Origin of the sequence: uncultured Fibrobacter sp. (genome assembly GCF_946062555.1) — a bacterium.
Lineage (GTDB): Bacteria > Fibrobacterota > Fibrobacteria > Fibrobacterales > Fibrobacteraceae > Fibrobacter.
Genome location: NZ_CAMGVQ010000023.1, coordinates 1 through 13,839 on the forward strand (window position 1 = coordinate 1; position 13,839 = coordinate 13,839).

Sequence of the window (13,839 nt, forward strand, 5' to 3'; positions counted from 1 at the left end):
AAGGGTAACAGCGGCTGGTGCGAAGCTGAAGTGCTCGTGGGCAAGAAGGGCCAGGAAAAGATCGAAAAGAAGAAGCAGAACTTCAAGGGTAAGGGCAAGCTCATGAACGAGTTCCAGTGCTCTGTGAATGTTTCCTTCTCTTACGCCAAGGACTTCGTTCCGGACTACATCGAATACAAGGATGAATTCGGTATCGGTCGTAAGTACCTCGGTCAGTAACTAATAGTTACTAGGAAGTTAAGTAGACGCCTCCGGTTAACCCCCGGGGGCTTTCTTGCTCCCGAGTAGTAAGTTCGGAATTCAGAATTCGGATTTATAAAGCCGGACGGCGAGATTTTCCCGCCGTCTTTTGCGTATAAAGCCGGGTGTTGTTGCGGACAGCACAGGTCTATATCCTTTAGTGCGCATGGCCTCCATGGTGGAACTGGCACCTGAAGCCCGCGGGTTCACTTCAAAATCAGGGGGAGGGTTCCCCTTACAAAAAAACACCGGGCAGAACCTGGTGAAGAATGCTTTATGCTGGAGCTCCTGTCCGTGAGTAACAAACGCCTCGTATTGCAATATGATTGCATAAACCGGCGCCTCAACAATAGAAACAAGTAAACTTGTTTCTGCTGTATTCGGCTTAGGTTTATTTAACGAGGCGTGGTTACGACCTTTGATCACTTAGCGCTTTTATACGATACTTGGTGCTTTAGCACCTTAGTAGAGTTATCCTCTTTGGGGAAGCGCTTAGGTGAGCATGGCCCCCCCCCTGCGGGGGTAGCGAGCGCTCTGGGTATGTACTTTTATGATTGGGCGCGAGCGGTCTAAAAACTTGCCTTGCCGCTCAAACCGAGGGAGAACCTTGCCTTGCCGAACGGCGTGTCGTCGGTGTCGGTGAAGTTATAGCCGTACCAGATGACGATTTCGGTGTTCATGGTCGGGTAGATGTAATGGTTCATGCCCAGGAACTGGAAGTCGTCGCCATGAATTTCCTTGTCCGGATCGTGGTATTCGTAGCTGACACCCAGGGTGTACTTCTTGTGGATGTTGAAGCTGGGTTCAACGGCGAACAGCATCTGGTCGTCTGTCATGAGCTGGGGCTCGGCCGCGTAGCTCTTGTCGGTAATGGTGTAGAAGTAGGTCAGAGCGAGGTTGAAAATGGAGTAGTTCATGCTCGGTTCGAGCAAGAAGGAGTGGACACCCTGTCCCTTGTACGGGTGGAGTCCCCATACGGCGTAGATGCCGTAGTTGAAATTCTCGTAGCTCTTGGAGTAGTCGATTTCGGTACCGAGGACGTAGGTGTGGGACCGGCTGATTTCGGAACCGAACACCCAGTCGAGGCTCGGGGTGATGATCAAGTGCTCGTCAGTGTGGTTGATGAGCGGAAAGCCGTAGGTGGCGAAGAGGGCTACGGTGTGGTCGGTCGCATCGGATGCGCCCAAGTACAGGGAGCCGCGTCCGTACTTGTCGTTACCGACATCGAAGCCGATACCGCGGAGGTTTTGTTCACGGACGATGACGGCGTAACGGGAAGCATCGCGCCAGAAGTAGTAGTTGAAGGCGCCCGCGCTGTAAGTCATGTCGCCGAAGATAAGGGTGACTTCGTGGCTGACATCCCAGCGGAACTGGACTCCGTCAAATTCAAAGGAATTGTAGCGGCCATCCGAACCCATGGCGGTGGAACGGGCAAGTCCGTGGCGGACTTCGGATTCCTGGAGTTCTCCGTTTTCGTTGACAAAGGTGCTGTGGGTCGTTCCCTTGACGACGACGGCGATGTTTTCGTCGAGGTGCGCCTTCAGGGCGAGGTTGATGTCCTGGTTGCCGGCGTTAGTCGGGTCAAAATCGCTGTCAAAGTAGCTGGCGTAGTCCATGTTCACGTCGCCGTGGATTTCGATATCGGCGGCGGAAGCGATGGTGGCGGTGGCCATGGCCAGGGGCAAAATCAGTTTGCGCATACGTTTTTTCCAATAGAATTAAATTTTTCTTGAGCAAAGATAGAAATTTCGCCGGATAAAAGCCAATCGCGAATAGGCGTAATTTTGTAAATTTGCACATATTCTTAAAGGATGGAGTTCCCTGATGCTGTATTTACTTCGTTTATTTGCGTTTGTTCTGTTTTTCGCTGTGTTGCCGGTGATGTCGATGACCGCTGACGAGGCAATGGAAAAATCCAAGGCCTGGTTCAAGTCGGGCAAGGCGTGGGATCTCAGTTTCCGTGTGCAAGTGTTCTATGTGGATTCTCCGGAAATCGCTTCCCAGGACGGCAAGCTCCTGGTGGCCGAAGGGGACCGCTTTGTGCTGGAAATGGCGGGAATCAAGTTCTATAGCGACGGAGAAAGCCTCTGGCAACACAATGTGGAACAGAAACAGGTGCTGATCAAGGCGGTGGAAGACCTGTCCAGTTCGCTGCATCCGTCGGAACTCCTGTTCAAGTATTTGAATTGCAAGGCGAAGTCTATTTCTGAAGGTGAATTTGGCGGCGAAAAACTGTGGGTGCTCAAGCTGGATCCGTCCAAGTATGCGGGACAGTTTACCCAGATGGAAGTATGGCTCTCGAAAAAGGATTTCTCTCCGAAGCGTCTGTTTACCGTGGATCCGTCGGGAAACGGTTCCTGGTACAATATCGTGAATCTCAAGGTGATGAAGAAGGTTTCGGCTGAAGATTTCAAGTATAAGCCAATTAAGGGTGTCGATGAAATCGACATGCGGTAATTTATGAAGAATAATTTGTTTGTAAAAAACTTGTGGGCGGCCTTGCTTGTCGGCCTGGTGGCCTTGCCGGTAGGGGCGGCGGAAACGCTGTTCAGCAACTACGCCATGAATGTGACCGGCTCCGGAAATAACGGGGAACTTTGGGTATTTTCCCGTAGTGGAACCTATAGCGGCGTTACGCTTTTGAACCTGAATGCGGGATCGTCCGGTATCCAGGTGAACGGTTCGAAACAGGGACAGGCGTCCGATTCCATGACCGCGATGCAGGACGGAATCTACAGTGGAGTGCTGGCGGAACACCGTCGAATATCGTCGGGGTATGCCGGTAAGATTGGTTATGTCCTTCCGATGTATGGCCTCGATGACGACGGCAACCATTTACTGCCTGCGGGATTTTTTTCGGTGCGCGGAACAGAAGAAGTCCAGGAAAATCCCCTTGATGTTGATCATAGCTTGTTGCCCGAGGCAGTGGCCGAGGATTCGGCGATGTATTATGCCGTGAGTGGTTTTGCATTCGATTCAACTAGTGGCCGGTTGTGGCTTGCGCGAGGCGCGGCTGGTCTTGGCTTCTACGAAGAATTGAAAAGTGGAAAAAAACAGGGTATGTTCCAGTTGAACCTGAAGACGGGTGCGCTGGATACGGCCAAGGTCAACTATAAGTGGGACGCCAAGAACAATCCCCGCGTACTCGATGTGAAGTTGCATCCCGAAACGGGTGAACTCTGGATGGCGACCTCGAAGGGCTTGTGGAAACGTTCCTCGGAGGGCAAGGTTTCGAAGATTTCGACGAGTCTTGATACGTCTGCCCGCGTGACGGGACTTTGGATGGGAGGAAATCCGCTGACGATTATTGCGGAAACGTCCTATATGCAGAAGGAGTCCATGAAAGGCGCGCTGTGGGTGCTTCGCAAAAACGCAAAGGATTTTGCCAAGGTCGATTTCCTGGATACGGCGGGAAAGCAACAAAAGAAGGATGTATATGACGATGGAGATTATACCGTCAGCGGTGTGGCTTTTATAGGCAAGGTTGCCTATGTCGCCGTGACTTCGGGTGGATCGGTGAGTGGATTTTTCAGGCTGGATTCTACGGGTGTTCGCGCCTGGGAAACCGACGATGACGGCAAGAATAACTGGCTGTACGGCTTTGAAACGGGCGCGACGGATCGTGATGCAATCATTACCTCGATATGTTCTTTCCCGCTAGATACGAAAACGGAGGGGTTAGCCCTTGCGACCTACGGGAACGGAATCTCGGTTTCGGCGGATTCGGGGAAAACCTGGACCACTATTCTGAACCGAGCCAAGCTGGGGGGCGATCTTGGAACAATCCGTATGGTTCCTTCGGTGATTACCTCGGGTGACGGGGACCAGTCCCTTGTTTCGTACAAGGTAAGTAAGGATTCTAAAATTACGATTGACGTGTTCAGCTACGACATGAGAAAGATCCGCACGATTGTAAAGGATGCTCCCCGTAGTGCCGATAAATCAAGAAGCACGAACCCCAAGGAAGATTTCTGGGATGGTAAGGACAAGGCGGGTAGGCCCTGCACCATGGGCGTGTACTATGTGCGTGTCAAGGACAATCACGGCCATATCGGCTGGGGCAAGGTGATGACCTTGGGAGGGCACAAGTGATGATGCTTAGACGAAAGACGAAAGACGAGAGACGAGAGAGTGTCATCCTGAGCTATACGAAACTAAGAACTTTAGTTCTCAAGTTGAGTTATCCTCTTTGGGGAAAGCGAAGCGCGTCGAAGGATCTAGGTCTTATATTCGTAATGCTTTTGCTTTTAACGGCATCGGCGGTTGCGGGAAAAAAGGCGACGCTCGGCAGCTTTGACGGCTTTGTGGAACGTATGGGTGCGGGTACTCGCGAACTGGGCCGTGGCAATACGGGCTCTGCGGATACGGCGTCGATGCCCGCTGCCTACTGGAATCCGGCTATCCTTGGCTTCCGTCAGGATTTTGGATATTCGCTAAGTGGCGAAAAACGCGACCTGGATCGTATGGGCGGCTCGCTGGGCCTGGAATCGCCTGTGGGAAAGCGCATGGGTGTTGGCTTCGCGATGCTTTACCGCGGTGACCTTGCCTTTGACGTGATTAACGAAGATGACGAAACGATGGGAACCGCGACTCCATACTTTACCATGATGTATCTCGGCTTTGCCTATCGAGTCACGCGTCGCGACGCGTTCGGCCTGTCGCTTTCGATGAGCTACGACAATATGGATATTGCGGAATATTACGACGGTGTAGAACTGGTCGATGATTACCGCAGTCCCGTGACTCTTAACCTCAGCTGGCTTAGACAGTGGAACGAACAGTGGTCTACGTCGGTGGTAATCCGTAACTTGAGCTTTAGTAAGAACTTGTCTGCAAAATGGAGCAAGAATACCAGTACCGACAATTCCGTGGCAAGCACCGATGGCGTACGTCCGAAGGTTTTGCAGATTGGCTTGGGGTATCGTTCCAGGGTTATGGGGAAACCCGTTTACGCCTGGATGGAAGCGATAGACTACCAGGTGGCCGATACATTACTTGCTTTTGATCCTGATTTGCATGTGTGGACGGGTCGCGTCGGTTTTGAGTGTGAAATCATTCCTGACGGCACGCTCCGTCTGGGCATGGATGATTTGGACTGGACGGTGGGTGCCGGATACAAGTTCCGGATTCGTATCGGAAAGAAGAAGTATCCGTTTGATGTGAACTACGCCCTGATTTATGAATCGGAAGCGGGGCTGTGGACGCCGCTTAGCTTTGGTCTCCGGGGCTATATTCCGTGATTTCCAAAATCTATATAGAAGGCGTGCGCAGCCTATTCGGGTTTGAACAGGAGTTCGGGCCCGGAATTACGGTCGTTCATGGGCCGAACGGTTGCGGCAAAACTTCCATACTGGAATCGGTCCATTTGCTGGCCCAGGGATTTTCATTCAGGGCAAGAGACTTGAAGGAACTGATCGCCTGGAACGGCGATGAGTTCCTGCTGCGGGCGACCTTTGAAGATTCGGGGCGGACGACGGCGCGCGCGATTCGCGTGGGCCGTCGCAGTTGCGATGTCCGGGAGAATGGCGAAAACTTGAAATCGGCGGCGGCGCTCTTCGGGAGCCTGCCTGCAGTCGTGATGCAGCCGTCTGATATAGAACTCTTGCGAGGGGCGCCCGATGTGCGGCGTCGGTGGCTGAACGAAATTCTCTGTTTTCGTTCGAAGGCGAATGCCTCTTTGTTGCGGCGGTACGGCCGCGTGCTGCAACAGCGCAATAAGTGGCTCAGGGATTTCAAGCGCGGGGGTGGAATGGCGCCCTTGGGCGGCGAGGAACTCTTTGGAATCTTGACTGAACAGCTGATTGACCTGGGGGCGAAATTATGGGCAGCCCGACTTTCGCTATCGAAAGAAATTTCTCCGATTATCACGGGGTACTACCGTAAGCTTTCGGGGGGTGTAGACGAAATTACCTGCGCCTACAAGAGTTCGATTCTGAAGGAACTCGATGCGCTTGACGGAGCGGAATTTTTGGATGATGCGGAACTGGACAAGGTTGCCGCGGAGCCTTCGGTGCCGTACAATGTCTCGGGCGATGATTCGGGAATGTCCGACGACGGATCGGTTGACGAGGAATCTCTGCGGACTGCCTTTAGTCGAAAACTCCGCAGCCTGGAAATTGCGGAACGCTCTTTCGGCGGTACGCTTGCCGGTCCGCACCGCGATGATCTGGGAATCTGCATTGGCGGATCCGAAATGCGTTCTTCGGGATCGCAGGGGCAGTGCCGTTGTGCTGCGATCGCGATGCGCTTTGCTGCGGTTGATGTGGCGAGCCGTTTCCTTAGTAAGCCGATTCTCTTGCTCGATGATATTTTTGCGGAACTCGACGTGAAGCGTCGCGATGCGGTGGCGGCGCTCATTCGTGAAAAGGCTTGCCAGGTGATTATTGCGACTCCGCAGCTGGAAGAAATGCCTTTTACCGCAGAAGCTAGTATAGAGCTTAGAGTTTAGAACTTAGAACTTAGAATTTAGAACTTAGAGCTTAGAGCTTAGTAACGAAATAAATGAAGAGCCGCCAAAGGCGGCTCTCTAGGCTCTACCAATTAAGTTCTGGTAACTACGGCGTTGCCGTGTAAATTACTTCTTCAGCAGGTCACGAATTTCGGTGAGGAGTTTTTCTTCGGCGCTCGGTTCAGGAGGTGCCGGAGGAGCGGCCGGGGCTTCTGCTTCCTGCTTACGCATGTGCTGCATGAAGCCGAGGAACTTCTTCATCACGAGGAACACCACGATGGCAACGATGAGGAAGTCGACGATTCCGCCGATGAAGTTGCCGTAGGGGATTTCTACGCCGGCAGCAGTGGTGTATGAGAGGGACTTGAGGCCTTCGCCAGCATCTTTACCGCCAGCCATGGCGATGATTGCCGTTACGCCCGGCATCACGATGTCGTTCACGAAGGAGGTGACGATTTTGCCGAATGCACCACCGATAATCACACCGATGGCCATATCGACGATGTTGCCCTTGAACGCGAAGGCCTTGAACTCTTCGAGAAGGGACGTTGCTTTACCTTTAATACCCATATTGGTTCCTTTTGTTGAAGTTAAAATAAAAATATGTTTAAAATATTGCTTTGGCAAGAGGGTTTTCTAAATTTGAGTTGTTATGTCGTGGTTTATTCTAGCCCTTTTATCAGCATTTTTCTTGGGTTGCTATGACCTCGCCAAGAAAAAATCGGTGCAGGACAATGCCGTCCGCGTGACTCTTTTTTTCTGTAGCGCCTTTTATGCTCTTTTCATGAGCCCGCTTTTGCTGATGGGATATTGTGAAAGTCTGCCTCTGCAGAGCCATGTCTACCTGTTTGGCAAGGCAGCCATTGTGGGCGGCAGCTGGATTTTGACCTACAACGCCCTGGCGCACCTTCCCTTGAGTATCGCGACCACGATTCGAGCGCTTGCTCCCGTATTTACGATTTTTATCGCGGTGACCTTTATGGGGGAACGTCCGTTTGCGCTCCAGTGGATAGGTGTCGCCATCTGCATTTGCTCCTATGTGGGACTCAGCCTTGCCGGCCGTAAAGAAATGGGGCATTTTTTCAGCAACGGTTGGGTGATTTGCATGGTGATGGGGACCATTCTTGCGGCATGCAGCGGCGTGTACGACAAGTTTATCCTGCAGCGCATGAATTTTGACCCGCTTACGGTACAGGTGTGGTTCAGCGTTTATATGGCCCTCTGGCAGTTCGTGATTTGCGCCGTGACATGGTTCCCGACGCGGCACAAGACGGCGCCGTTTCAGTTCCGTTGGACCATGCTTCTGGTCGCTATCCTCCTGATTGTGGCGGATCGATGCTATTTCGTGGCGGTGAGCGACCCGGATGCCCTGATTTCGATTATTACGGTGTTCCGCCGCTCCAGCGTGCTGATTTCGTTCTTTGCGGGTTTACTACTTTTCAAGGAACGCAAGAGCAAGATGAAATTAGTCGCCCTGCTCGGCGTGATTCTGGGTATCTGCCTGATTGCTTTAGGAAAATAGATGATCGGTATTACGGGATCCATAGGTGCGGGAAAGTCTCTTGTAGGTCGACTTCTGCGAGACCGCAAAATTCGCGTCATAGATGCGGATGTGGCCGTGCATCATCTCTATCGTGACGATGCCGGATTGCGCACGGCTATTGCCGATGCTTTTGGAGCGGACATGCTTACCGAAAAGGGAATCTGCCGTAGCCGAATGGCTGACTTGATTTTTAAGGATCCTTCTGCGAGGGCGAAACTTGAATCGCTTGTGTATCCGGTATTGACAAGGTACCTGCTCCGAGCGAATCCCGCCTTTGTTGAAGCGGCCTTGTTTGAAAATGTTCCCGAATTGGTAGAAAAACTCGAGGCTATCTGGGTTGTAACGGCATCTGAAGAGGTTCGCCTGAAGCGTTTGATTGAAAATCGTGGATTCAGCGAAGAAGATGCTCGCCGTCGCATTGAATTGCAGCGCCCGCGGGATTCCGAAGAATTTTGGCGTAGGTTATTCCCGAATACTCCGGTTAAATTTATTGACAATTCTAGCGACGATTCTGCGTTGCGGAACACGGTTGTCGCTTTGCTGTAGGGATTCCTGAAATTTTGAGATGACAATACAGCCCCTGAAACCAGGGGCTGTATTGAGTGTTTAGGAGGGAGTGTTTTAGGAGTTTCTTTGATGATTAGCGGATACGTTTGCCGCCGATGTTGAAATACTGAACCTTTCCTTCGCGGTTTATCTTCTGGACCTGGACTGCGCCGTTACGGATGACAAGCTTGCTCCCGGCGGAAACCTGCTTTTGGAGGTTTCTTGCAGTCTTGATTCCTTCGACTTCCAGGAACTTGGCCGGAACGGTCGTGATATCGTAGGTCTTTCCGGTGGTGTAAATTGCCTGCAGGCTGCCGATGACATAGGCAAAGGGTGCATTCCAGTTGATAGCCACTTCGTTGGTGGCGTAGCTACAGCTGTTGTCGTAGTAAGATTTGGCGACAGCATCCATTTGGACAAATTTCTTTGCGCAGTCGTTGGCCGTGTAGTTTGGACCACCAACGAGCATGCCGGGGACAGGTTCGTCGATTCCGTCTGCCTGGCTTGGGCGGTGGTGCGGATTCTTGGCCGAGTTGACTCCGTAACCGGTGAGATAGGAAATGTCGAGCGGGTTGCGTCCCAGGATGTAGTCAATAATGGCCGTAGCGGCGTTCAGGTACTTTTCTTCTTTGGAAAGAATGTAGGCGTGGATCAAGATCATGCCCTTGTTGGCGGCGAAACTATTGGAACCCCAGTTGAAGTCATTTTCCAGAAGCGGAACTCCGTAGCCGTTATTTTCCAAAGACAAGACGATACTGTCGGCGAGGGTGAATATGCATGCCTTGGCGGAATCCAGAATGTCCATATCGAAAATATCGGGATTCGTTGCGATGGTGAAGGCGGCCAGGGCGTAGGTGGTCTGCCAGCTTTGCAGTTTCCAACGGAACTTCTTAAAGGGGTATTTTGTGAAAACTTCGGTGAAAACGGGATTCTTGGAAATTCTGTAAAGTTCTGCATTTGCCCAGATTTCTTCATCGATTGGATAACCGTCGATATAGGTTCCCGTGTTGACTCCGGCGGGTTGCTCAAAGTAGGCTGCTTCATTATGCATGGCCCACCATCTAGCCTTGGAGGCGGCGGTCGCACACTTTATAGCGAACTCTTCGTCGTAGGGGGAATAGATTTCTGCGGCAAGAGCGGCGACAGCGGCAAGGTTCCAGGCTGCCGTAACGGACTTACCGATGGCATATCGTGCAGCGACATCCTTTTCGGGCATAACCGTTCCGCTGAACTTCAGGGTGGTCAGCTTGTGGAATACACCGCCGTCAGTAGGATCCTGCATGGTGAGCATCCATTCCAGGTTCCAACGAATTTCGTCCAAGATATCGGGGACGGTATTCTTGCTTTCTGGAATGTTCAAGTTGAGCTTATCGAAGTATTCCTTGTTCTGCTGGTAAAGCTGGAGCAGGGTATAGGTCGAAATGCCGGAATTGACGATATATTTTCCATAATCACCGGCGTCATACCAACCCTTGGCGCCGTTGAAAGTGGAGTCGGAATTTTCAATTCCCGTGGAAGAATGGTATTTTACGGCCGTATCAGGGTGACCTGCGGCACGGGCGTAGATATCGGCATATTCTTCGGTAAGTTCGATGGAGGCGCGCTGGAAGTAGAAGAACTTGAGTGAAGCCTTTGCAGCATCTTCAAGGGCGTCATCGGCGATGATGATGGGGTGACCGATCTTTTCGTCTCCGATGAATGCCTGGTAGGTGCCTGCCGTCTGGATTTCAGAAAAATCGACGAGCGAGGCCGCGGTATCGCCGGCGGGAAGCCAAGTTTCTGCCTTAGGTGCCGTTACCTTGAAAACTTCGTTACCATCGGAATCCTTGAAGGAAATTTCCTTGTCTTCGGCTCCGATGACAGCCATTTGCTTTTGACCTTTGGTGAAGTAGCCCACTTGGTTTTGGTAAGCAGTGGCTGCAAATAAGCCTGTAGCGGTGAATGCCGTTACGGCCAGTGCCGAGGCTAATGCGGAGTGGATTTTCTTGAGTCCCATACAACCATCCTTTTGTTTTGTTTTAAATTTAAACCTTTTATTTGGGGATAGGTAGGGGGCTGTTAGTAGAAAGTGGTTACACCTGAAAACTACTCCTCTAATAATAAAAGAATGCATTTTTGAGGTCTTCGGCGAAATTTTTTGCTCCGCAGATGTTGTCACTGGGTGTGGATCCGTGCGTACTAGAATAGCGGGGATCGTCGTCGTTAAATCTTATCTTAATGTGGTTATTTGTGTGATGGTCGCACTTGATTCCGAATTTGCACAAAATGTCGGTATTTCGGAGAAAGTTATTCTTGCGACTTGCATTGAGTAATTGCGAAACATCCTGCTTATAGGTCTTGTAGCGTTGTTCCGCATCGGAATTTGCCGAAATAAAAGCCTGCCATATATCCTGAGACCTTAGTTTACAGGAATTTGCCTTGACGGGGCCGTTTTCCATGGCAAAATGGAGGGCGCTCATCAGAGCGATTTCGAATTCACCTGCAAATTTTTCTGTTTCTTTTTCAGGAAGCGAGAATATGCCGGAATGCTCCTGTCGCTGACGGAGCGACTGTACCTGGGCCTGAAGGTTCTGAATTTGCCAGTCGGCATTTTGCAGGCGTTGCCCGAAGTTCTTGTTGTCGTTTTCGAGTGAAATTTTTTCCTGGTTGTTGTGTTCCAGCATCTGTTCGGCGATTTTTTGAATCTCGTCGATTTCTTCGTTTTTCTTTTCGATGGCGAAATTGTTGGATTGCTTTAATTTTTCAATTTTCTGCTGGAGGTTCTCGATTTCGCGGTCTCGTTTTCGGGTCGCGGTTTCGTTTGTATTCAAAAGAGCGGTGTAGGCCTTTTGGACGGTCTGCAGTTCTTTTTGCAGCAGGTCAATGGCTTTGTCTTGCCGGGCCACCTTATCGACGAGTTTTTCTCGCTTGGCTTTTTTGGCGCCTTTACGCTGTTCTTTTTCGGTGGCGTACCGTTGGATGTTGAACGTCCCTCTTTCGGTTTTGATGGTCTCCTTGATAACCTTGCGGTTGGAGTCCTCTCGGCGTGAGCAAAGTCTTACTTTCCAGGTGTCGTTGGGACCGCTAGACATATATTTGGGAATGTGTATGGGTGGCGTTTCGCGGATGACGAGGTCCCGGAAAATTTTATAGGCGACGGTGATGGGGCTTGCGCTATAGGCTTCTCCGATAGAAGCGGAAAATGTAGGCGTGCTATTGTCTTTGGCGAATGGGAGTAATATCTCAAGAATGTCTGAAAGGGCTGAATCCACTTTGGGCGGAGTCGTTTCCCATAGGGTGATGAAGAGCCTTGCCGTTTTCTTGTTTTGGCTTCGCAAAATAAGTCGTATGTTGGCATTGGGATTTAGGCGGCGTAATTCGCAGGTAATGATGTCGGTGGAGCCGATGTTTGTATGGTCGGTCCATTTCCCTGTTAGGTCGCATCCGGAATGGAGCAGGTCGAGCAGGTTCTCGTTATAGCATTTGGAAAGATCCAGGGGGGCGACATGGTAAATTTGCCAGCCGATAGTGATAATCCTGTAGATTTCCTTGATGGGAACGTCCAGAAGTTCTATTTCGGTATGGAGTGTGTACGGCAGCGGAGTGTTCTGGAGGGTGGAACCGCAGAATGTGATAAATTTTTTGCCGAATCGGCGAGCGAAGGTGTGAATTCGATAGGGGTATTTCATAGGTGTTTAGTGGGTGCCGCCTATAATTAGAAAACCCCTTTTTTACAAACAAGAGAAAAAAGATTTTACGTCCATTTTGCTAGCATCAGTTTGCAAAATGGCGGGCATGTTTGTTTTCGAAGAAAAAGTTGATTATATTTTGTGGATTTAGCTATATTTATTCTGATGATTCTTGATTTGCGTATAGAAAAGTTGGTGCAGGGGGGCGAGGGAATGGCGCGCCTTCCCGATGGCCGCGTGTGCTTTGTGCAGGGGGCCTTGCCCGGTGAACTTTGCACGGTTGAACTTTTGCAAAACAAGAAGGATTTTACGCGGGGTCGGGTGGTGAAGGTCATCGAGAAAAGTTCCGATCGCGCGCAACCGAAATGCCCCCTTTACGGAAAATGCGGCGGATGTAGCTTGCAGCACTTGGAAAGCGATAAGCAGGCTCTGTATTCGGAACGGGTGGAACGGGAAAACTTCAAACGGTTGGCCCATGTCGAGCTTCCGGAGAATTTCGTAATTCATACGGGGCCTGCGTGGGGCTATAGGAACCGTGCCCGAGTAGTCATCGCAACCTCAAAAGAGGGAAAGGTGCGCTATGGTTTCCGTATGCAAAAAAGCAACGGCATTGTTTCGTTTGAAAATTGTCCCGTATTGACGCCTGCCTTGAATGATTTCTTGAAGTCGAATGCTTCAAAAATTTATGATGAATTTGTCCGTTCCCAGTCAGTCAATCGTAAAAAGGCCTTTGAACTGGATGTAAATCTGTTCGATAACGGAAACGGCAAGGTCAGCTATTATTACAAGGGAATGCCTGCTTCTGATTTCGAAAAGAAGGCGGTAAGTATCGTTGAAATGGCGGGAAAGAGAATCCAGTCCGATGCTTCTGTCTTTTTCCAGAGCAATCTTCAGCTATTGCCGGAGCTCGTGAATGCGGTACAGAATGCCGTGGATGAGGGGCTTGCCAATGGCGAAGCGAGTGAAGCTTGGCTAATCGACCTCTTTAGCGGAGTGGGCTTCTTTGCTACCATCTTGAAAGATCGCTTCAAAAAGATTACGACGGTGGAACGTGACGAAGGGTGCCTCAAACACGCAAATGTGAATTTGTCAGCAGAGAATGTTTCTGCTCCGGCCGAAGATTGGCTTGCCGAAAATGTCGTCGACGTGCCTGCCACCTTGATCGTGGATCCTCCTCGGACAGGCCTTCCTCCGAGCGCCTTGGACACCATTGTGAAAAGTTCTGTTAACAGACTGATCTATGTTTCCTGTGACCCGGTGACCTTGGCGAGGGACTTTGCAATGTTTAGAGATGCCGGTTTTGTGCTGAAAAGGGCAGAAGGTTTTGCCTTTTATCCGCAAACGCCTCATTTGGAAATGATGTTCGTGCTTTCGCGTTAGCCGGATATTTCCAA

Annotated in this window: 12 protein-coding genes and 1 pseudogene; 8 read left to right on the top strand and 5 right to left on the bottom strand. The window is 50.8% G+C overall.

The features are described 5' to 3' along the window. Positions 1–219: pseudogene (locus tag Q0P86_RS08485) on the top strand (hypothetical protein); the annotation flags it as partial. A gap of 81 nt (positions 220–300) precedes the next feature. Here the strand turns inward: Q0P86_RS08485 and Q0P86_RS08490 are convergent. Continuing rightward, positions 301–666, bottom strand: coding sequence for a hypothetical protein (locus tag Q0P86_RS08490; protein WP_295038805.1), 366 nt, complete (start codon positions 664–666; stop codon positions 301–303). A 143-nt stretch (positions 667–809) separates the two neighbouring features. Beyond that, entirely contained in the window at positions 810–1,940 is a 1,131-nt protein-coding gene (locus Q0P86_RS08495) for a hypothetical protein (RefSeq protein WP_290995243.1), read from the bottom strand. 124 nt (positions 1,941–2,064) lie between these two features. Between Q0P86_RS08495 and Q0P86_RS08500 the strand changes: the two genes are divergently transcribed. The 4 genes from Q0P86_RS08500 to Q0P86_RS08515 all read left to right on the top strand — a co-directional run bounded on the left by Q0P86_RS08500 (position 2,065) and on the right by Q0P86_RS08515 (position 6,688). Continuing rightward, the gene (locus Q0P86_RS08500; protein WP_290995246.1) at positions 2,065–2,697 is read left to right on the top strand and encodes an outer-membrane lipoprotein carrier protein LolA; all 633 of its coding nucleotides are present in this window, start codon (positions 2,065–2,067) and stop codon (positions 2,695–2,697) included. Between the two features lie 3 nt (positions 2,698–2,700). Continuing rightward, the gene (locus Q0P86_RS08505; protein WP_290995249.1) at positions 2,701–4,332 is read left to right on the top strand and encodes a hypothetical protein; all 1,632 of its coding nucleotides are present in this window, start codon (positions 2,701–2,703) and stop codon (positions 4,330–4,332) included. A 143-nt stretch (positions 4,333–4,475) separates the two neighbouring features. Further along, the gene (locus tag Q0P86_RS08510; protein ID WP_290995251.1) at positions 4,476–5,480 is read left to right on the top strand and encodes a hypothetical protein; all 1,005 of its coding nucleotides are present in this window, start codon (positions 4,476–4,478) and stop codon (positions 5,478–5,480) included. Next, positions 5,477–6,688 (top strand): DNA replication/repair protein RecF, encoded by a 1,212-nt coding sequence (locus Q0P86_RS08515; protein ID WP_294112608.1) that lies wholly within the window; start codon positions 5,477–5,479, stop codon positions 6,686–6,688. Before Q0P86_RS08510 ends, Q0P86_RS08515 begins: the two co-directional genes overlap by 4 nt. A 126-nt stretch (positions 6,689–6,814) precedes the next feature. Here Q0P86_RS08515 and mscL read toward each other — a convergent pair whose 3' ends face one another. After that, positions 6,815–7,258, bottom strand: a complete 444-nt coding sequence (mscL, locus tag Q0P86_RS08520) for a large-conductance mechanosensitive channel protein MscL (RefSeq protein WP_290995255.1) — start codon at positions 7,256–7,258, stop codon at positions 6,815–6,817. Between the two features lie 82 nt (positions 7,259–7,340). Here mscL and Q0P86_RS08525 point away from each other — a divergent pair, with 82 nt between their 5' ends. Together Q0P86_RS08525 and coaE are read left to right on the top strand one after the other, a co-directional pair. Next, positions 7,341–8,210 (top strand): DMT family transporter, encoded by an 870-nt coding sequence (locus Q0P86_RS08525; protein ID WP_294112609.1) that lies wholly within the window; start codon positions 7,341–7,343, stop codon positions 8,208–8,210. Beyond that, complete coding sequence (coaE, locus tag Q0P86_RS08530) at positions 8,211–8,777, top strand: dephospho-CoA kinase (RefSeq protein ID WP_294112610.1); 567 nt, start codon at positions 8,211–8,213, stop codon at positions 8,775–8,777. Between the two features lie 94 nt (positions 8,778–8,871). On the opposite strand, the gene Q0P86_RS08535 is transcribed toward coaE, so the two are convergent. Together Q0P86_RS08535 and Q0P86_RS08540 are read right to left on the bottom strand one after the other, a co-directional pair. After that, on the bottom strand, positions 8,872–10,773 hold the full coding sequence (locus Q0P86_RS08535) for a glycoside hydrolase family 9 protein (RefSeq protein WP_295038810.1): 1,902 nt from the start codon (positions 10,771–10,773) through the stop codon (positions 8,872–8,874). Positions 10,774–10,870: 97 nt separating this feature from the next. After that, a complete protein-coding gene (locus tag Q0P86_RS08540; protein WP_295038812.1) occupies positions 10,871–12,445 on the bottom strand; it encodes a hypothetical protein in 1,575 nt (524 codons plus the stop codon). A gap of 165 nt (positions 12,446–12,610) precedes the next feature. Here Q0P86_RS08540 and Q0P86_RS08545 point away from each other — a divergent pair, with 165 nt between their 5' ends. Beyond that, entirely contained in the window at positions 12,611–13,825 is a 1,215-nt protein-coding gene (locus Q0P86_RS08545; RefSeq protein WP_295038814.1) for a class I SAM-dependent RNA methyltransferase, read from the top strand. The last annotated feature ends 14 nt before the right edge of the window (positions 13,826–13,839 follow it).

Bases quoted from the DNA above. Each gene is read 5' to 3' on its own strand.
- Q0P86_RS08495 (WP_290995243.1), bottom strand. From the start codon at position 1,940: ATGCGCAAACTGATTTTGCCCCTGGCCATGGCCACCGCCACCATCGCT.
- Q0P86_RS08500 (WP_290995246.1), top strand. From the start codon at position 2,065: ATGCTGTATTTACTTCGTTTATTTGCGTTTGTTCTGTTTTTCGCTGTG.
- Q0P86_RS08505 (WP_290995249.1), top strand. From the start codon at position 2,701: ATGAAGAATAATTTGTTTGTAAAAAACTTGTGGGCGGCCTTGCTTGTC.
- Q0P86_RS08510 (WP_290995251.1), top strand. From the start codon at position 4,476: ATGCTTTTGCTTTTAACGGCATCGGCGGTTGCGGGAAAAAAGGCGACG.
- mscL (WP_290995255.1), bottom strand. From the start codon at position 7,258: ATGGGTATTAAAGGTAAAGCAACGTCCCTTCTCGAAGAGTTCAAGGCC.
- Q0P86_RS08525 (WP_294112609.1), top strand. From the start codon at position 7,341: ATGTCGTGGTTTATTCTAGCCCTTTTATCAGCATTTTTCTTGGGTTGC.
- coaE (WP_294112610.1), top strand. From the start codon at position 8,211: ATGATCGGTATTACGGGATCCATAGGTGCGGGAAAGTCTCTTGTAGGT.
- Q0P86_RS08535 (WP_295038810.1), bottom strand. From the start codon at position 10,773: ATGGGACTCAAGAAAATCCACTCCGCATTAGCCTCGGCACTGGCCGTA.
- Q0P86_RS08540 (WP_295038812.1), bottom strand. From the start codon at position 12,445: ATGAAATACCCCTATCGAATTCACACCTTCGCTCGCCGATTCGGCAAA.
- Q0P86_RS08545 (WP_295038814.1), top strand. From the start codon at position 12,611: ATGATTCTTGATTTGCGTATAGAAAAGTTGGTGCAGGGGGGCGAGGGA.